Origin of the sequence: Sphingomonas radiodurans, assembly GCF_020866845.1 — a bacterium.
Taxonomy (GTDB): domain Bacteria; phylum Pseudomonadota; class Alphaproteobacteria; order Sphingomonadales; family Sphingomonadaceae; genus Sphingomonas; species Sphingomonas radiodurans.
In genome coordinates, this window is record NZ_CP086594.1 from 584,533 (window position 1) to 604,075 (window position 19,543).

Sequence of the window (19,543 nt, forward strand, 5' to 3'; positions counted from 1 at the left end):
GCACAAATGTACGGGCTTGGTCGCCTCGTCCTGATCCTGTTCGCGATCGGGCTGCTCGGCGTCGCCGGGTGGCAAGGCGCGACGCGCTGGCGGCCGTCGGTCGAGAAGTTTCCGGTGCAGGGCATCGACGTCAGCGAGGCGAACGGCGCGGTCGAATGGCCAGTGGTCGCAGGCGGCGGCGCGGACTTCGCCTATGCAACGGCGACCCATGGGCGGCAGCGCGACAGCCGCTTCGAGGAGAATTGGCACGGTATTGCCACCGCCGGCCTACGACGCGGCGCGGTCCACGTCTGGTCGCTGTGCCTGCTCGGGGTGGATCAGGCCAATGCGTTCAATACAATCGTGCCGCGTGACACAGCGGCGCTGCCGGTGGCGATCGACGTCGACTATGCGCCCGGCTGCGACGCTCGACCCGATCGAGCGGTGCTGGTGCGCGAGATCGCACAGGCCGCAACGATGATCGAGGCGCATATGGGAAAGCCGGTGCTGCTGCGCGTCTCGCGCGACGTGGAGGGCGATTATGACCTCGCCAGCGCCCTGCCCCGCACAATCTGGGCTGCGGCCACGTTCTTCCCGCCCGACTATGCCACACGGCCGTGGCGGATGTGGCGCGCGAGCGACATGCGGCGGGTTGATGGCATCGAAGGACCAGTAAATTGGAACGTGGCGGCACCATGATCGACGAGGCAACGCAGTTGATCGCGATGGCGCGAGATGCGGCACGGCATGCGCATGCGCCCTATTCGGGGTTCGGCGTGGGCGCGGCGGTGCTGCTGGACGACGGAAGCGTGATCGTCGGGAGCAATGTCGAGAATGCGAGCTACGGCCTGTCGCTCTGCGCCGAGACGGTGGCGATCGCGACCGCGAGCGCGCAGGGGAGGCTCGGCGCCGTGGTCGCGCTCGGCGTCGTCGGCGGGATGATCCGCGATGGCGCGATCACTGGCGCGGCCATCGTGCGGCCGTGCGGTCGCTGCCGCCAAGTGATCAACGAGGCGGCGCAGATCGGCGGACGCGACATCCGGGTGCATTGCGGGGGCGCCGAGGGGGATGGCGTGACGAGCTATCGCCTGTCGGAACTGCTGCCGGATGCGTTCGGGCCGGCCGACCTCGGAATGGTGCCACCGGGCTGATCGTGCTAGCGGCTCGCCGCGCATGAGCGGGGGCTTCTAGTGCAGAGAATCAAGTATTGGGCAATTGGCTTGGCCGGAGCATGCGCGTCGGTTACGGCACTGGCACTGGTCGGGACGGGGTCGCTACGGGCTGATGATCCGCGGCACATCGTCGTCGTGCCAGGTGGTCGCGTCGCTCCTGCCGCGGCGCCGTCCAAGCCCCTGCCCGCTGCCGCGCCGGTCGGCAGCAATGCGGTCACGATTACCCCGGTTACCGGATATGTCCTTGAAAACCCATGGGCGCTGGTGTTCCTGCCCGACGGGCGGCTGTTGGTGACCGAAAGGCCGGGGCGGCTGCGGATCGTTACCCAGGCGGGACAAGTGTCAGCGGCCGTGGCCGGGGTACCCGCGGTGTCTTTCAAGTCGCAGGGCGGGCTGCTCGATGTTGCGCTTGATCCGGACTTCGTGACCAATCGCCACATCTGGTTAAGCTATGCCGAGCCGGGTAGTTCGGGCGCGAGCCTCGCCGTCATGCGCGCTACGCTCACGCTGGCTGCGGACGGCAACGGACGGCTCGACGATCAGCAGGTGATCTGGCGTCAGATGCCACGCGGTGCCGCTACCGAGGCGCACTTCGGAGGGCGGATCGCTTTCTCGCCCGACGGCAAGCTCTTCGTGACGGCTGGCGAGCACCAGCAGGAGGCGATGGCACAATCACTCGCCAACACGTTCGGGAAAATCATCCGCCTCAATCGCGACGGATCGGTGCCTGCAGACAATCCGTATGTCGGCCGGCGCAAGGCGATGCCCGAGATCTGGAGCATCGGCCATCGCAACCCGTATGGCCTTGTGTTCGGGTTGAACGGTCGCCTGTACGAGAGCGAGATGGGGCCGGCTGGCGGTGACGAGTTCAACCTGATCCGCGCGCGCAATTTCGGCTGGCCGCTGATGTCGGAAGGCGACCGCTATTCGTCGGAGGGTGGCGCGCCCTACCCGCGGCACAGCACGGACCCAAGCAAGATCGCGCCGCTGCTGAGTTGGACGCCGGTGATCGCGCCGGGCGGGATGATCCAATATACGGGGCGGCTGTTCCGCGGATGGAACAGGGATTTCGTCCTAGCTGGGCTCGCTAGCAAAGCGCTCATCCGCGTTCGTGTGACGCAAACCCGCGCGACAGAGATCGGACGGGTAGCCATGCCGGCCCGTATTCGCGAAGTGGAGCAGGCACCTGACGGATCGCTCTGGGTAGTGGAGGATCAGCGCAAGGCACGGCTGATCCGGGTTACGCCGGGGTGATCGGAATGGTTCAGGCCGCCACCTTCTCTCGGGCGGGCAGCGGGTTCGAATATTCCATGCTGTCGTCGACCGAACCAAAACGCAGTGCCATTACGTCGAGCGCGTAATTCTGGTTGAGCTTCCACGGCTTGCGGTTGCCCTGCTTGGGCAGCTGATCGGCGACGCGCTGGATGTAGCCCGACGAGAAGTCGACGAACGGCTCGGGCGTCACTTCCTCACTGCCGATGCGCGGGGTGGCCTGGCGAAGCCCGCGCTTCTTCATCGTGTTGAGCAGGCGGCACATGTACATCGCCACGAGATCCGCCTTCAGCGTCCATGAGGCGTTGGTATAGCCGAAGGTGAAGGCGAGGTTCGGCACGTCCGAGAACATCATTCCCTTATACTGCAGCGCGCTGCCCATCTTGATCGGCACGCCATCGACCACTGGCGAGATGCCGCTGAGCAGTTTCACTTCGAGCCCAGTCGCGGTGACGATGATGTCGGCGCGCAGTTCGCGGCCCGAGGTCAGCAGGATGCCAGTCGGGGTGAAGCGCTCGATCGTGTCGGTAACGACATCGGCGCGGCCGGCCTTGATTGTATCGAACAGATCGGCGTCAGGGACGAGGCACAGCCGCTGATCCCATGGATTGTACCGAGGGGTGAAATGGGTGCCGACGTCGTAGTCGGGGCCGAGATGTTCGCGGACCGCATCGAGCAGCTTCTGCTTCACCTTCGCGGGGCTTTTGCGCGTCATGCGATAGAAGAACATGCCCATCAGCACGTTCTTCCAGCGCGTCATGCCGTACGCCGCCTTGCTCGGCAGTTTCGAGCGCAGCCAGTTGGCGAGCGCATCCTCGCCGGGACGTGACACGACATACGTCGGCGAGCGCTGGAGCATCGTGACGCTCGCGGCCTGCTTCGCCATCTCGGGCACGAGTGTGACGGCGGTGGCGCCGCTGCCGATCACGACGACGCGCTTGCCGCTATAGTCGAGATCTTCGGGCCAGAGCTGCGGATGGACAACCCGGCCGGCGAAACTTTCCTGCCCGGAGAAGTCCGGCGTGTGGCCGCGATCGTAATCATAATAGCCCGAGCACATATGGACGAAATTGCAGGAGAAGTGCGCCGCGCCGTCAGGGCCATCAGTGCTGATCGTCCAGCGTGCATCGGGGGTCGACCATTCGACGCCAGTGACGCGGTGACCGTAGCGGATGTGGCGATCGATCCCGCCTTCCTTCGCGGTGTCCTCGATATATTCGCGGATCGAAGGGCCGTCGGCGATCGACTTCGCCTTCGTCCACGGGCGGAAATTGTAGCCGAGCGTGTGCATGTCGCTGTCCGAGCGGATGCCGGGGTAGCGGAACAGATCCCACGTGCCGCCCATCGCCTTGCGCGCCTCCAGGATGAGGTAGCTGCGATCCGGGCAGCGTTCCTGCAGGTGATGCGCGGCGCCGATGCCGGAAAGGCCGGCGCCTACGATGATGACATCGACGTGCTCGTTCATGCGCGATCCTCTTCTTGGAGGGATCGTATCGCATCGATGCGTTGCGGAAAAGGACTTAACTTACCAGCGTGTCAACAATGACGCGCTCCCGTCCCGGCAAGGCAGTGGAGCTTTGCGCCGTCAATAATCCTTCGAGTAGCGGAGCTGCGCGTTCGAGCCACCGAACGAGCCGGCCTGAGTCAGCACACTGAGCGATTTGGTCAGCGCGATCGTCAGCTGGGTAGCGGTAAAGCCGCGGGCGTCGGTGACGATCTCGATGTAGATATCGTCGGTCAAATATTTGCCCGCCGCCAGCGCGCTACCGCGTCCGGTCGCTTCGTCGGCCCCGAGGATGCGCAGGCGATCGAAGCCAGTTGCCGAACGCAGCTTACCGAGCGGGTTCAAGCCGCCGCCCGAGCCACGCAGCGAGTTGAGCGCGGCAGCGAGCTGGATCGCCTCGGTCGCCGACAGATTCTCCGGGTTTGTACCGAAGAGCAAGCGGCTGAGCACTTCGTCCTGCGGCAGCGCCGGGGTCGAAGTGAAGGCGATCTGCGGGCGCTGGCCGCTGCCGGTGATGTTGATGACGAAGGTGACGCCATCGTTCTCCGTGGTCGCGCGGATGTCGATGTCGGGATCGGTCAGCGCGCCGCCGCGGAAGCGGACGCGGCCGCGCTCGACCTCGAAGCGCTTGCCGGCGAACGAATAGGTGCCGCGAACGAGATCGAGACCGCCGGCGATGGTCGGAGCAGCGGAGGTGCCGCCGACCCGCATGTCGGCTTCCCACTCGCTCTCGAGGCCCATGCCCGAGACGAATAGCTTGTTCTCGGCACGTACGCGCATGTCGAGACGGAACAGGCCGGCAGAGGCGGTGGCTGCCGCGGGACGATCGGTGATGCGCGCCGGGCGAATGTCGCTCTTGCGGCGTACGCCGGTCAGTTCAGGCACTTCGGCGGCACCCTGGCGGATGATCTCGTAACGCGCCTCGGGGATCGTGATGTCGGCTTTGATCAGGCCGCCATTGCGCCCGTTGGTAATCGCAACGGTGCCGCTCGCCGTCGCGCCGATCGCGTCGGATTTGGCAAGCTGCGCATTGGTGAGCTGAGCGTCGATCTGGAGCGGGTATCCCTGATCGGCGGCAAGGCTGACATAGCCTTGCGCCTGAACCGAGCCATCGCCCGCCTTCGCCGTCATGCTGTCGAGCTGCAGCCGATCGTTGGTGAAACGCGCGCGGATCGCCATCTGCGAGAGGCGCGTGCCATACGTCTCGTTGTCGTACGTGAGCGCGTCGGCGCGGATCACGCCGTTGAGGCGTGGGTCAGACACGCGGCCGCCGAAATCTGCGGCGATCGCGATCGGGCCGGACAATTGCTGCTCGGGCAGCGCGGCGAGGCTGAAGAGCACGCCCGATGGCCCGTTGTAGCGGATGCCGCCGCTGAGCGGAGCAGCCATCAGCTGCGACGCCCAGGAGCCGCCGCCGGAGACCGGGCGCAGGAACGCCTGCATCCGCCCGACGGTGGTGGGCCCACGCTTGATCAGCGCGCGCGCTTCCGCGCCCGACGACACCAAGCGGCCGGAGAAGACCACGTCGACTGGCTGCGAGATGGCGGAGAGGCTCGAGCGGGTGAACCCGGTGATGGTCATCCGCGCATCGGCCTGCGGGAAGGCGTTGGGGTTCGCCTGGACGAAATCGAGGCTGCCCGTCGCCTTGCCGGCAATGCCGAGATTCGGGATCAACGCATTGGCGACCGACAGGTCGAGCGCGTCGAGCCGCAGCTGCGCGGTCATGCCGCTGCCGTAGCTACCGGCGATCCGTGCGCGGCCCTGATCGAAGATGATCTGGGTCGGCGCGAGGCGGTACGTGCCGCTCGCCGCGGTGATCCGGGCGGGATTGCCGGTGCGGAAGTTTATCGCATTCGCCTGGCCCTGCAGCGCAACGAGATAATCGTTGGGCGCGAGCTTCGCATTAAGCGCGAGGCGGAACGGCACGCCGTTCGAGCCGGTGAACAGCGCCTGCGCGTTGCCGCGGCCGCCGGTGTAGTTGATCTTGGCGCGGCCAGTCTGGATCACGGTGGGGCCATAGCGGAGGTCGGCGACCTGCGCGTCGGCGATCACCTGCGGGCTTTCGTAGAGGACGACACTGGCCTTCACGATCGCGCGGCCGATGACGAAATCGACTTGGCCGGGGATTTGCGCCGCATAGGCTCGCGCATCGACATCGGCGCGCTGGTACTTGCCTTGTGCGGCGAGCTGAACCGCGCCGTTGAGCCCCGAACCTGAGAAGCCGACACGGCCGGCGAAGGGCCCAGCGACGGTCTGTACAACGCGGCCGGCGAAGTTCACGCCGGCGAAGACGACGCGGTTGATATCGACCGCGAGCTGCGCCCCGGGACGGACGAGCACGTCCGCGTTGAACGGACCGTAGGTCGTGCCGCCAGTTGCGGTGACGCCATAGGCCCCGCCGCGCCCGACGATGCGTGCGTTGAGATCGGCAAGACCAATGCCAACGCCGGGACGCGGCGCGCGCAGGTTCACAATCGGCGCCGCTGCGCTGCCGGTGACGCGGGCGAACAACGGGCCGTACTGGTTCGAGTAAGCGTCGGCATCGACCGCGACAGCCCCGGTGTTCAGGTCGTAGCGACCCTGTCCGCGGGTGACGCGGAACAGCGGCGCGTTCATCTTCAGATCGCGGAAGGTGACGATGCCGTCGGTGTCATAGCCGAAGTTGGTGAACATCGTGGCGTTGCCGCCGAGGAAGGTACGCGCGCCTTCGTTGAAGATCTGCCGCGTCTGGATGCCAACGCGGCCAACGATGCCGAAGCCGCCGTTGGACTTGGTCACCAAATTGGCATCGGTGTCGAGATTGATGATGCCGACGCTTTCGACGCGAAAATTGTTGACGCGGCCCTTGAGCGCGCCGGTGTAGCGGCCGGTTTCCATGTTGGCGGCGATGATCGCGGTCGCGTCGATCGTGTCGGAGCGAATGCGCAGATTGTCCGACAGGATTGTCGGCATGTCGATCGCGATGTCGCCTTCAATCCGCACGTTGGTGGTAAGACCACCAAGCGCCGGGTTGAGCCCGGTGATGCGCTTGGCACGGGCGCGGATCGGAACGAGAATACGCTCGGAATCGACCCGCGCGAGTCCTTCGGCATAGACGTTCTCGAGCGTCGTCTCGGCGAAGCCCATCGAGGTTGCGCGCAGCTTGTAATCGACCGTCGGCGTGGCGAAGGCGCCGTTAAGAACAACCCGCGCAAGCACGTCGCGGCCGCGCAGGTTGGGGGCAATCGCGCCGGGCGTCAGCAGCTTCGCGTCGACCGCGAAATTGCCGAACGTGCTGTTGGCAAGATCGATGATGCCGCCGGCGTCAACCGCAAGTGCGGAGGACGAGAGCTTGATGCGGGTGTCAGCACGGCGCTCGGCGAGCGTGGTGTCGATCACCACGTTCATCTGTGGTGCGGTAAGACGCTCGACGGGGCCTTCGAGGTACAGGCCGGGGCGCGTGGCGCCGCGAATCTCGAAGCGGCCGTTACGCGCGGTGATGCCGAGATCGGCGAGCTGGCCGCCGCCGAGCGTTGCGACTGCCTTGCCCTGCCACGAAGCCCAGCTGCCCTGCCCGCCCACCGTGGCGGTGAGCGGCGCCGTCGTGCCGGCGAGGCCCGACACGAGGCCACCAGCCGGCGCGAACAGGCGTGCGCTCAGATCGAGCTTGTTGTCATCGGGCACCGCATCGAGCTTCAGCTTGAGCGTATCGCCACCAGCGACGCCAGGACCGCGCAATGCGGCGGCGTCCACCGTCAGCTGCGCGCGGCGATCGGCGATGTGCGCTGCGCCATTAAGCCGTGCGACGTGGCGCTGGCCGGCGACGGGCGCCTCCATTACGAAGCGCGCCACGCGCAGGCGATCGATGTCGATGTCGAGATCGGGCAGCAGTGGCGCGTTGGGGTCGGTCGGCTGCGGGATGAATTCGGGGTTGCGCGTCATGGTGACGAGCTGGCTTTCCAGGCTCTTCACATCGACGTGGTTGTTGATGAAGGCAAACGGCCGCCAGTCGACGTCGAGCCGGGGCGACGAGACGAACACGCCCTTGGGATCGCTGACGCGCACGTCGCTGAGCACCATCCGGCCGTACAGCGACCCGTCGATCCGCCCGACCTTGATGTTGAGCCCGCCAGCGGTCTTATAACCGCCGAGCTGGTCGGCGACGAAGCGGCGGCCCGGATCGGTGTTGATGCCAAAGACGATGATCAGCAGCAGCAACACGATCGCGGCGACCGCGATGCCGATCCACTTGAGGATGCGCTGCCACAACGGGCGATGTGCAGCGATCGGATCGGTCTGCGCTACAGAATCGACCATCAGAATGCCTGCCCGATAGACACGTATAGCGCGACCTTGCCGTCGCCGGGCCGCGGGTTCAGCGGGGTGGCTAGATCGACCCGCATCGGCCCGAAGTTGGTGTAGAACCGCCCGCCGATGCCGGCGCCCATCCGCAGATCAGACGCGGTCGGGAAGGTGCTGTCATACGCATTGCCGGCGTCGATGAAGGGCACGATGCCGAAATTGCCGAAGCGATAGCGCGCCTCGATCGCGAATTCGTTGATACTGCGCCCACCGACCGGGCGAAGATTGCCGATGTCGATGTTACCCTCGTCGTCAGGCACCAGCGACGAGACCGGCTCGAACGGTCCGAGGCGCTGGAAACCGTAACCGCGCACCGAACCGCCGCCGCCGCCATAGTAACGTCGCGAAGGCGACAGATCGTCGCGATCGATGCCGAAGATCGATCCGGCGCGCGCGCGGCCGGCGATAACCAAGCTGTCGTTGATCGGGTAGTAAACCGTACCCTCGACCATGGTGCGGGCGTACGGGCGAACCGAACCCTGCACTGACGTTTCGGGGCTAAGGTTCAGCTTCAGGCGATAACCACGCGTGGGATTGAGCAAGTCGTCTGACGTGTCCCACACGGCCTGTGCGGGGATCGCGGCGATGCCGTAGGTGCGACGGACCCGCTCGTTGCGGCCGAAATCGAACACGCTTTCGTTGGTGCCGGTCAGCTCGGCGCCGAACGCATAGGTGAAGCGCTTCTGCCAGATCGGCGTCGAATCATAAGCCCACCGCACGAACGCCGTGCCGGTGAAGGCATCGAAGGCGTCGTAGCTCGAGTGATTCGCGGCAAGACCAGCAGAGAAGGAGCGATCGCGCCTGCCCGCGTTCTGGCGGCGGAAGGTGGCCGATGCACCCTGCTGCTGCGTGCCGCCGATCGCGGTGAGGATCAGTCCACCTTCGGGCGGGAAGAGATTGCGGTGAGTCCAACTCGCCTCGACCTTGGCGCCTTCGCCCGTGCCGTAGCCGGCGCTGCCGGCAAGGCTACGCTGCGGGCCGGCGGTCTGACTGACCATGAGGTCGATCTGTTCGGTGCCGTCGGGGCCAGGCTGACCGGTGCGGACCGGCTCGACGCCGAGGCCATTGAACAATCCCGTCGCGACCAGCGCCTGGCGCAGATCATCGGCCTTGCGATTGTCGTACAGTTCGCCCGGCTTGAAGCGCGGGAAGACGTTAAGATGGTCTAGATCAAATACCGCATCGCCCTGCGTCCGAAGTGCGCCAAACGACGAGCGCGGGCCGGTATCGACGGGGAGCGTATAGTCTCCGGTAACGGTCTCATCGTCGAGCAGGATGTCGCGCTCGCCGACCTTGATGAAGGGGTAGCCGCGCTGCGGCAGGATCAGGCTGACGTTCGCCTCAGCGCCCTGAATGCGCGCGGCCTCGATCGGGTCACCCGTGCGCAGTGGCAATTGCTCGCGGACGAGGTTGGGCGGCGTGGTCGGGGCGGCGGTCACGGTGATCGCGGCAAGCTTGTAGAGCCGACCCGGCGTAGCGGTGACGATCGCGCGCAGACGGACGGGCTGGCCGGGAATCGTCTCCAGCGTCGAGACTGCGACACCGTCATAATAGCCAAGTGACTTCATCAGCCGAACGGCGAGCGCCTCGTCCTCTCGGGCGCGAGCGTTGACCTGGGTCGCATTGCCGGCCTTGCCGTCGCCATCTTCCAGTGCCGACAACGACTTGAACTCGTCGTCGAGGCCGATCGGCTCGAGCCCGCGGACAACCGTTTCATAACGGATCTCCGGTGCGTCCGCGTCGACCACGTCGGCGGCGGTGACTAGCGGCACGGTATCAGTGCTGCCGAGCGGCTGGAGTGGCTGGGCAAGCTCGGGCTCGGGTGTGGCAGGCGGCGGCATCGTGCCAGTGGGCACGATCGGGGCTGGCGCGACTAGCGGTTCGCTTCTGGTGGCCGGCATCGGTTCGAGCGGCGCGTTCAGGTCGTCCGAGAGCGGCGGAAGAGCGGCGTTGAAGGTCGCGTCTGGGACAATCGGCTCGCCCGCCTGGGGGTCCACAGTAGTCGGTGCGCCCGGCTCGGGCTTGTTCGCGTCAGGCTTAGGCGCGTCAGGACCGGTGGCCGGCGCGGTTCCCGGCTTCGCCATCTGAGCTGTGGCGGCCGTCGCGGCAGCCGCTGTCGCGACTGCAAATAATGCAGCAACTAGCCAGCGGTGACCTTCGATATTCAACTGCACGCATAGCCCCTTCTCACCCGGCTGCGCTTGCCTTACCGACACGCCCCCGCCACCTGCAACTCCCCGATCCGAAAAGAGTTTCCCGCGTTGCAACAATCGCACAGCAGCGTAGACTGAAACGTCTCGACGAATGTGGGTAGGCCCTGTTAACGAATGGCCTTACGGCATTCGCTTGTGCAGCATACAGCAGAGAACGGGATACAATGGATCGTCCGTTTGTTCGTGCGCCAAAGGCGACATGTCCCGCGAAACAATTGACGGGCGGCGAGCGGGATTGATGCATTTGATCGACGGACGAAAGTTGGCCGTGCTCGGCGCGGTTGCGCTAGCCGCATGTGGCGGCGGATCGGACAAGCCGCAGGGCAAGGGTCGAGGCGGCCCGGTGCAGGTCGGCTATGTCGTCGTGCAGCCTACGCGCGTGCCGATCGTGACCGAGCTCGCCGGGCGGACCTTCGCGTTCCAGAGTTCCGAAGTGCGCCCGCAGGTGAGCGGCGTGATCCAGCGGCGCTTCTTCCGGGAGGGTACGGTCGTGCGCCAGGGCGAGCCGCTCTACCAGATCGATCCCAGCCTTTATCGCGCCGCCGCGAACGAGGCGTCGGCGAACGTCGCCAGCGCGCGTGCAACGGCGGAGGCCGCACGCGTTCGCGCGGATCGCTTCCGACCGCTCGCTGAGATCGAGGCGGTCAGCAAGCAGGATTATACCGACGCGATTGCAACGCAGCGCCAGGCCGAAGCCACGATCGCGCAGAACCGCGCACAGCTCGAAACGGCTCGGATCAACTTGCGGTTCACTACCGTACCAGCGCCGATCACCGGGCGGATCGGGCGATCCTTGTTCACCGTCGGGGCGCTCGTCACGACGAGCCAGGCCGATCCGCTGACGACGATCCAGCAGCTCGATCCTATCTATGTCGATATTCAGCAAGCGGCGGCTTCGATCCTGTCGCTGCGCCGCGGATTGGCCAGTGGCGGCGTGTTGCCAGCGAGTGCGACAGTGCGCCTCAAACTGGAGGACGGCAGCGATTATGGGGCGACCGGCACTGTAGAGTTTTCCGAGGTGGTGGTCGACCAGCAGACCGGCACCGTCACGCTGCGTGCGCGCTTCCCCAATCCGCAGGGGCTGTTGCTGCCCGGCATGTTCGTGCGCGCCGTGTTCGCGCAGGCTGTGAATGCGGCGGCGTTCCTGGTTCCGCAGGCCGCCGTGTCGCGCGATCCGCAAGGTAATGCGACGGTGTGGATCGCCGGCCCCAACAACAAGGCAGTGCAGCGCACGATCAAAGCCGAGCGGGCGGAGGGCGCGAATTGGGTCGTCACTGAAGGGCTGCGCGCGGGCGACAAGGTGATTACGCAAGGCGTCAGCAATATGCGTGCCGGAGCCGACATCCGCCCGGTACCCGCGAATACCCCGCAGCGCCCGACGCCGCCCTCGCCCGAGCAGCTAAAACAGCAGCAGCAAGCCAAGGGCAAGGGCGCCTAAGTGTCGCGGATTTTTATCGACCGGCCGATCTTCGCCTGGGTACTTGCGATCATCGTGATGATGGCCGGGGTCGGCGCGATCCTGGCCCTGCCAATCGCGCAATATCCCGACGTGGCGCCACCGCAGGTGTCGATCCGCGCGACCTATCCTGGCGCCAACGCCGAAACGATCGAGAATTCGGTCACGCAGATCCTCGAACAGCAGCTGACCGGCATCGACGGACTGCTGTATTTCGCCTCCTCCTCCACCTCACGCGGCTCGGTTTCGATTACTGCGACTTTTGCCAAGGGTACCGATCCGGACATTGCGCAGGTTCAGGTACAGAATCAGATCCAGGCAGCACTCACTCGCTTGCCGGCGCAGGTTCAGCAGCAGGGCGTCGTGGTTCGCAAATCGAATCCGGACTTCCTGCTGATCGCCGGCGTCTATGACGCGTCGGACAAGATGACGAACCGCGACGTATCGGACCTGATGGTTTCGACGTTGCAGGATTCGCTCGGCCGCGTCGAAGGGGTTGGCGACACCAACGTCTTCGGATCGCAATATGCGATGCGCATCTGGCTAGACCCTGCGAAGCTCGCGAGCTTTCAGCTGATGCCCGGCGACGTGGTCTCCGCCATTCAGACGCAGAATACCGAGGTCGCGGCGGGCGAGATCGGTGGGCAGCCGATGCCGAGCGAGCAAATGCTGAACGCGACCGTCACCGCGCAGGCGCGGCTTCAGACGCCGCAGCAGTTCCGCGACATCATTTTGAAAACGGCGGCATCGGGCGCCACCGTGCGCGTCGGCGATGTGGCCCGCGTCGAGCTTGGCTCGGAGAATTACAACGCGAGCAGCCGGATCAACGGCCACCCCGGCGCAGGCATCGCGGTACTGCTCGCGCCGGGCGCGGACGCGCTCAAGACGGCCGAGTTGGTGAAAGCGGAAATCGCGCGCATCGCGAAAACCTACCCTTCGAACATGCGCGTCGCGTACTCGAACGACACCACCGCCTTCATCAAGCTGTCGATCGAAGAAGTGGTGAAGACGCTGATCGAAGCGATCATTCTGGTCGTCATCGTCATGTTCGTCTTCCTGCAAAGCTGGCGCGCGACGCTGATCCCGACCATCGCGGTGCCGGTGGTGCTGCTCGGCACGTTTGCCATATTCTATTTCGCCGGATTCTCGATCAACACGCTGACCCTGTTCGGGCTGGTGCTCGCGATCGGGCTGCTCGTCGACGACGCGATTGTGGTGGTCGAGAATGTCGAGCGGCTGATGGAGGAAAATCCGGATATGTCGCCGCGCGAGGCGACGATCCAGTCGATGGATGAGATCACCGTGGCACTGGTCGCCATAGCGCTGGTGCTCTCGGCGGTATTCCTGCCAATGGCATTCTTCGGCGGATCGACCGGCGTGATTTACCGCCAGTTTTCGATCACGATCATTTCGGCGATGATGCTGTCGGTCGCGGTGGCGGTGATCCTGTCGCCGGCGCTGACTGCGCATCTGCTGAAGCAGCATAGCGCCGAGGAACGGGAGAAGCGCGCTGCAGGCGGGGGACGTTTTGCCTGGCTAAAAGTTCGGGCGACTCGCGCGGGCGACTGGTTCAACCGCAATTTCGAGCGCGGCACCGAACGCTATGTCACCGCCGTACGGCGTGTCGTCGATCGCAAGTGGCTTTTCCTGCTGGTGTACCTCGGGATCGTCGGGTTGCTTTCGGTGCTGTTCCTGCGGCTGCCGACCGGCTTCCTGCCCACCGAGGATCAGGGCGCAGCGCTCGTACAGTATCGCTTGCCCGCCGGCGCCACGATTGGCCGAACGGCGGAGGTGCAGCTTCAGCTCGAGCAGTATTTCCAGCGCTACGAGAAAAACAATATCGGAACGATGCTCACCGTGTCGGGCGGCGGCGGTGGCGGCGCCAGTGGTCAGAATACTGGCCAGGGGTTCATCCAGCTCCGAGACTGGGCCGAACGCGAGGGCAAGGAGAATGCCGCCGACGCGATCGTCGCGCGCGCTGCGGGCGCCTTTCGCGCCTTACGAGATGCGCAGGTCTTTGCGCTGATCCCGCCGGCGATCCGCGGTCTTGGCCAGTCCGAAGGCTTCACGATGGAGCTGCAGAATACTGGAGGGCTAAGCCAGCAGCAGTTCGCCGCGGCGCGCGACAAGTTGTTGGCACTGGCGAACGGCGATTCCCAGCTGACTGGGGTTCGCTTGTCGGAACTCCCCGACATTGGTACGCTCCAGGTGAAGACTGATGCGCAGCGGATCGCTGCGCTCGGCGTGTCGCAGACCGATGTGAACACGACGCTGTCGACAGCCTGGGGCGGCCGCTACGTCAACGATTTCATCGACCGCGGGCGCGTGAAGCGAGTCTTCGTGCAAGGCGACGCGGAGTATCGCGACAGCCCCGACACGCTCTATCAATGGTTCGTGCGCGGATCGAACGGGCAGATGGCGCCGTTTTCGAGCTTCGCGACGACGGCATGGTCGCAAGCACCGACGACGGTGTCGCGGTTCAACGGAATCGCCTCGTTCGAATTCCAGGGGCAGAGCGTCGGCGGCAGCTCGGGCGATGCGATGGCGCGGATCGAGGAGCTGGCGAGCCAGATCCCCGGCACCAGCATCGCCTGGGCGGGCATTTCGTATCAGGAGCGGCTGTCATCCGGCCAGGCGCCCTTGCTGTATGGCCTGTCGATCATCGTCGTCTTTCTGTGTCTTGCCGCTTTGTATGAGAGCTGGACTATCCCGCTCGCGGTGCTGCTGGTCATTCCCACAGGATTGATCGGCGCGATCCTCTTCGTCACGCTGCGTGGGCTGACCAACGACGTCTACCTCCAGATCGGGCTGCTGACGACGATGGGGCTGGCGGCAAAGAATGCGATCCTGATGATCGAATTCGCCGAGCAGGAAGAGAAAAAGGGCGCACGCGTCATCGATGCCGCGCTGACCGCGGCGCGCATCCGGCTGCGGCCGATCCTGATGACGAGCCTCGCCTTCATCTTCGGCGTGCTGCCGTTGGCAATTTCCACCGGCGCCGGGGCGAACAGCCGCATCGCGATCGGAACCGCGGTGATCGGCGGGATGCTGACCGCGACGGTGCTGGCGGTGTTCTATATTCCCTTGTTCTTCGTGCTGGTGCGCCGCGGGTTCCGCGACGGCATGGCGAAGTTGCGCGGGCGTGAGCCTGGCTTCCACCCACCAGAGGTCAATCAAGGCCCACCGAACAATCCGCCACGGCTGGAGCAATCGTGATGCGCGCCGGAATCGCATTACTGCTGGGCAGCGCTTTGGCGGCGTGCAGCATGGCGCCCAAATATGTCGAACCAGCGCTGCCGGTACCGCAGTCTTGGCCAGTCGGCGATGCCTATCTGCGGCAAAGCGAGGCGGCGCTGCCGAGCGTCACCTATCGCGACATTTTCCGCGATCCGCGCCTGCAGCAGATCATCGATCAGGCACTCGCCAACAACCGCAACTTGCGCGCGTCGGTCGAGAACATTGCGGCAGCGCGGGCGCAATATCGCATCCAGCGCGCCGAGTTATTTCCTCAGATCGGCACCGGCGGGACCGTCACACGACGCGAGATCGGCGCAGGCGCGGCGGGCGGGGCGTTTTCGGTCGGAGGCACGACGTATCAGGCAAACGTCGGCGTCAGCGCGTTCGAGCTCGATCTGTTCGGACGCGTCCGCTCGCTGAGCGATGCCGCGCTCAATCGCTACTTTTCACAGGAAGCGGCCGCACGTGCCGTTCGCCTGACGCTGACCGGCGATGTTGCCGGCGCGTGGCTTACCTATGCCGCGGATCAGAGCCTGATGCGGCTCGCCGAGGATACGGCTGGGATCGCGCGCCGCTCGGTGACGCTGACGCGCGCGCGGGTTGAAGGCGGCGTCGCGCCGCGGACCGATCTGCGGCAGGCCGAGCAGATCCTCGCTACGGCTGAGGCGAATATCGCGAGCCAGCGCACCGCGATCGCGCAGGATGCGAACGCGCTCCAGCTGCTCGTCGGCGCGCCGGTCGATCCCGCGCTGCTGCCTGCATCGATCGAGGAAGCGGCAGGCACGGTCGCGGAATTGCCGGCCGGTCTCGACAGCCGGGTGCTATTGCGCCGACCAGACGTGGTGCAGGCGGAATATGAGTTGCGTGCTAGCAACGCCGAGATCGGCGCGGCGCGGGCGGCGCTGTTCCCGACGATCTCGCTCACCGGGCTGTTAAGCTTTGCCAGCACCGCCCTGTCCTCGCTGCTAACCAGCAATTCATTGACCGAAAGCGTTAGCGGCAGCGTCAATTACCCGATCTTCCGCGCCGGCGCCGGACGCGCGGGCGTCGAGCAGACGACAGCGTTGCAGCGGGCGCAACTCGCGACCTACGAGGGTACGATCCAGACGGCGTTCCGCGAAGTCGCCGATGCGCTGGCGCGACGCGGTACGATTACCGACGAGCTGGCCGCCAACGAGCGCTTCGCTGCGGCCGCAGCGGACACTTATCGGCTGACCGACGCACGATATCGCGGTGGGATCGACACGTTTCTGACGAGCCTTGATGCGCAGCGTTCGCTCTACACGGCGCAGCAACAGGTAGTGCAGTCGCGGCTGGTGCGGGCGACCAATCTTGTGACGCTGTATCGCACGCTCGGCGGCGATTCGCGGTTGGAGACGGCCGGCGGGGCACCGGTCCTGACTACGCCGGAGGGCCCGCAGCAATAACTTGACGCTCGCGACAGGCCGTGAAAGGCTCCGCATTATGGAGAGAAACACGCCCGACCCGGGAGCATTCTTCCGTGATATGCTCGGCCAGTGGGAAAAAACGGTCAACAGCTTCGGCGGCGAAGCGATGAAGTCCGAGGAGTTCAGCCGCACGATGGGCGCGGCCACCGCCGCAACGGCCAACATGCAGGCCGGCATGCAGCAGATGACCGAAAAGGCGCTCGCCGCCGCCAATCTCCCCACCCGAACTGATATTGATTCGCTTGCCACTCGTGTCGCCGGGATCGAAGCTTCGCTTGCGCGGATTGAAGCGGCGCTGGGCTGCGCGATTACCGACGCGGCCAAGCCACGCCCGACGCGTGGTCGCAAGCCGCCGGCCGTGAAGACCTAAGTGGCGAACACTTCTACCTTCGACCCGATCACCGCCGGGGCTCGCGAATTCGAGCGGCTGATGGCGCGAAACATCAAGGGGCTGGAATATTTCACCTCCCCTGCCCCGGTCGTCGGCGCGACCGCGAAGGACGTGCTGATCGAGCGTGGCACGATGCGGCTCAATCATTACCGACCGCTTGTCGACGACGTGTATCGCGTGCCCGTTCTGCTGGTGATGGCGACCACCAACCGTGGCTTCATCTTCGATCTGGTGCCAGGCCAGAGCATGGTCGAGTTCCTGCTGCGCGCGGGTTTCGACGTGTTCATGCTCGAATGGGAAGCGCCGCGCCCGCACGAGAAGACGCTGACGTTCGAAAGCTACACGCTCGATTTCATGCCGCGTGCGATCGCCCGCGTTATGGCCGAGACGGGCGAGCCGGACGTGAGCGTGGTCGGATATTGCTTCGGCGGCGTGCTGTCGCTGATCTACGCCGCGCTCAACGCCGATGGCCCGCTCGCAAACCTCGCGACCTTCACGACGCCGGTCGACTTCACGCAGATGGAGATGTTCCAGGCGTGGTCCGACAAGCGCTTCTTCGACGTCGATCGACTGGTCGACACGTTCGGCAACGTGCCGGGCGAAATGCTGTATTCGTCATTCGACATGCTGCGGCCCGCAACACGCGCGGCAGGAAACGTGCGGTTGTTCGACAACCTTTGGGACGACGAATATGTGAAGTCGTTCCGCATGTTCGAACGCTGGAACACCGACACGTTGCCGCTCGCTGGCGAATATTTCCGCCAGACGACGAAGCGGCTCATGTGGGACAATGCGTTGCTTCACGGCACGCTCGATATCGGTGGGCGACGTGTCGATCTCGGCGCGATCACCGTGCCGTTTCTGCATCTCGCAGCCGAGCACGACCATATCGTGCCACGCGACGCCTCTGCCCCGCTGCTGGACATGATCGGTGCGACGGACAAGCACGAGATCGTCCTGAAGGGTGGCCACGTCAGTCTCGTCGCCGGCCCCAATGCGGTGAAGCGGATGTGGCCGTCTCTCGCCGGCTGGCTTGCCGAAAGGTCTACATGACGCATCGTATCCGTGGGTTCCGCATCGCCGATCGCGAGGCGATGATCGCGTTCGCCGACAGCCTGCCCGACCACGACCTGCTATTCCTCGGGCGTGACTTGAAGCATCCACGCGTCATTGCCGCATGGCTGGGCGCGATCGCGGAGGGGTGGATCGATAGCCTGATCGCAGAGGATGACGGCGTGATCGTTGGGACCGCGGCGCTGGTGCAGGATCCGCTCGGCTGGTCGGCGCATGTCGGTGAGATCCGTCTGCTCGTCTCATCGGAACGGCGCGGCAGCGGGGTCGGGCGCGATCTGCTTGAAGCGATGCTGCAAGTCGCGGGCGAACGTGAATTGGCGAAGCTGACCGCCGCGATGACGCCCGATCAGGTGGGCGCAATTGCCTTGTTCGAAAGTCTTGGCTTCCGCGGCGAAGCGCTGCTGCGTGATCAGGTGCGCGATCGTGCCGGCAACCCGCACGATCTTGCGATCCTGTCCTTTGATGCGGGGCGGGCAGCGGCGCAGCATCATGCTTACGGGTTCGGCGCGAACTGAGTTGAGCGGCTTGAACCTTTTACGACAGCCGGCGCGTTGACGCCGGTATTTCAGGAGCTTTCATCGATGGCTAGTGCCGCCGCCCTAAACCAGCCTTCCGTTCAGCCACCGTCCAAGTTACTCGCCGTTACCGAATTGCCACGCGCGATGATCGAGTTCGGAGCGCTGCCATGGGCAGCCCCGCTGCTAGCAAGCGCGCCGCGCGGGGATGGGCACCCGGTGCTCGTCCTGCCGGGTTTTACGACATCGGACCGCTCCACCGCAGTGCTGCGCCGTTATCTCACCCGCAAGGGCTATGATGCGCACACGTGGGATCTCGGCCGCAATCTTGGCCCGCGCGCAATCGGGCTGCAGGGCGAGAAGCTGGTCGACCGGCTCAACGCCGTGCACGAACTGACCGGCAAGAAGGTCAGCCTCGTCGGCTGGAGCCTTGGCGGCGTGATGGCGCGAATGGTGAGCCGGCGCGTGCCCGACGCGGTGCGGCAGGTAATTTCGCTGGGCTCGCCGTTCACCGGCACGCCGCGCGCGACGAACGTATGGCGTGCATATGAGCTGCTGACCGGACAGCGCATCGATGACAATGAGGTGCGCGAGCAACTGCGTGAAAGCGCAACTCCGCCGCCGGTGCCGTCGACCGCGATCTGGAGCCGCGAGGATGGTGTTGTCGCTTGGCAGAATTGCGTTGAGCCATTCGCCACGAACAGCGATAACATCGAGGTTCATGGCAGCCACTGCGGGCTCGGTGTGAATCCGGCAGTGCTTTATGCTGTGGCTGACCGATTGGCGCAGCCCGAAGACGATTGGAAACCATTCGACCGTCGCGGCTTGATGCGCGGCGTCTTCTATCCGTCTGCTGGGCATGCTTAATTGATACAGTCGCACGCTTTGGGCTGCGCGGGTTTGGCATGGCGGGGCCGAGCACGAAGCTTTGGTTTGCCATC

The 19,543-nt window shown here is 65.2% G+C and carries 13 protein-coding genes; 10 read left to right on the forward strand and 3 right to left on the reverse strand.

Translation table 11 applies throughout. From position 1 onward, the window contains the following. Window positions 1-6: 6 nt before the first annotated feature. The 3 genes from LLW23_RS02840 to LLW23_RS02850 all read left to right on the forward strand — a co-directional run bounded on the left by LLW23_RS02840 (window position 7) and on the right by LLW23_RS02850 (window position 2,405). Window positions 7-678 (forward strand): GH25 family lysozyme, encoded by a 672-nt coding sequence (locus LLW23_RS02840; RefSeq protein WP_228947280.1) that lies wholly within the window; start codon window positions 7-9, stop codon window positions 676-678. Further along, window positions 675-1,130 carry a cytidine deaminase gene (locus tag LLW23_RS02845; RefSeq protein WP_228947281.1) on the forward strand — a complete coding sequence of 152 codons (456 nt, stop codon included), beginning with the start codon at window positions 675-677 and terminating at the stop codon, window positions 1,128-1,130. Before LLW23_RS02840 ends, LLW23_RS02845 begins: the two co-directional genes overlap by 4 nt. A 69-nt stretch (window positions 1,131-1,199) precedes the next feature. Beyond that, complete coding sequence (locus LLW23_RS02850; RefSeq protein ID WP_228947282.1) at window positions 1,200-2,405, forward strand: PQQ-dependent sugar dehydrogenase; 1,206 nt, start codon at window positions 1,200-1,202, stop codon at window positions 2,403-2,405. Window positions 2,406-2,415: 10 nt separating this feature from the next. Here the strand turns inward: LLW23_RS02850 and LLW23_RS02855 are convergent, their stop codons facing one another. The 3 genes from LLW23_RS02855 to LLW23_RS02865 all read right to left on the reverse strand — a co-directional run bounded on the left by LLW23_RS02855 (window position 2,416) and on the right by LLW23_RS02865 (window position 10,352). After that, a complete protein-coding gene (locus LLW23_RS02855; protein WP_228947283.1) occupies window positions 2,416-3,888 on the reverse strand; it encodes a flavin-containing monooxygenase in 1,473 nt (490 codons plus the stop codon). Between the two features lie 120 nt (window positions 3,889-4,008). Beyond that, entirely contained in the window at window positions 4,009-8,223 is a 4,215-nt protein-coding gene (locus LLW23_RS02860; protein WP_228947284.1) for a translocation/assembly module TamB domain-containing protein, read from the reverse strand. Next, the gene (locus tag LLW23_RS02865; protein ID WP_228948441.1) at window positions 8,223-10,352 is read right to left on the reverse strand and encodes a BamA/TamA family outer membrane protein; all 2,130 of its coding nucleotides are present in this window, start codon (window positions 10,350-10,352) and stop codon (window positions 8,223-8,225) included. The genes LLW23_RS02860 and LLW23_RS02865 overlap by 1 nt, the downstream gene beginning before the upstream one ends. 367 nt (window positions 10,353-10,719) lie before the next feature. On the opposite strand from LLW23_RS02865, the gene LLW23_RS02870 reads away from it, so the two are divergent. The 7 genes from LLW23_RS02870 to LLW23_RS02900 all read left to right on the forward strand — a co-directional run bounded on the left by LLW23_RS02870 (window position 10,720) and on the right by LLW23_RS02900 (window position 19,469). Beyond that, window positions 10,720-11,919 (forward strand): efflux RND transporter periplasmic adaptor subunit, encoded by a 1,200-nt coding sequence (locus LLW23_RS02870; protein WP_228947285.1) that lies wholly within the window; start codon window positions 10,720-10,722, stop codon window positions 11,917-11,919. 57 nt (window positions 11,920-11,976) lie between these two features. Then, window positions 11,977-15,153: a multidrug efflux RND transporter permease subunit gene (locus LLW23_RS02875; RefSeq protein WP_270049257.1), complete on the forward strand. Its 3,177-nt coding sequence runs from the start codon at window positions 11,977-11,979 to the stop codon at window positions 15,151-15,153. Further along, the gene (locus LLW23_RS02880) at window positions 15,150-16,601 is read left to right on the forward strand and encodes an efflux transporter outer membrane subunit (RefSeq protein ID WP_408642010.1); all 1,452 of its coding nucleotides are present in this window, start codon (window positions 15,150-15,152) and stop codon (window positions 16,599-16,601) included. The genes LLW23_RS02875 and LLW23_RS02880 overlap by 4 nt, the downstream gene beginning before the upstream one ends. A 37-nt stretch (window positions 16,602-16,638) precedes the next feature. After that, complete coding sequence (locus tag LLW23_RS02885; RefSeq protein WP_228947288.1) at window positions 16,639-16,992, forward strand: poly(R)-hydroxyalkanoic acid synthase subunit PhaE; 354 nt, start codon at window positions 16,639-16,641, stop codon at window positions 16,990-16,992. After that, window positions 16,993-18,066, forward strand: a complete 1,074-nt coding sequence (locus LLW23_RS02890) for an alpha/beta fold hydrolase (protein ID WP_228947289.1) — start codon at window positions 16,993-16,995, stop codon at window positions 18,064-18,066. It begins immediately after the preceding gene. Next, on the forward strand, window positions 18,063-18,602 hold the full coding sequence (locus LLW23_RS02895; RefSeq protein ID WP_228947290.1) for a GNAT family N-acetyltransferase: 540 nt from the start codon (window positions 18,063-18,065) through the stop codon (window positions 18,600-18,602). Before LLW23_RS02890 ends, LLW23_RS02895 begins: the two co-directional genes overlap by 4 nt. Window positions 18,603-18,749: 147 nt before the next feature. Next, entirely contained in the window at window positions 18,750-19,469 is a 720-nt protein-coding gene (locus tag LLW23_RS02900; protein ID WP_228947291.1) for an esterase/lipase family protein, read from the forward strand. Window positions 19,470-19,543: the final 74 nt, after the last annotated feature.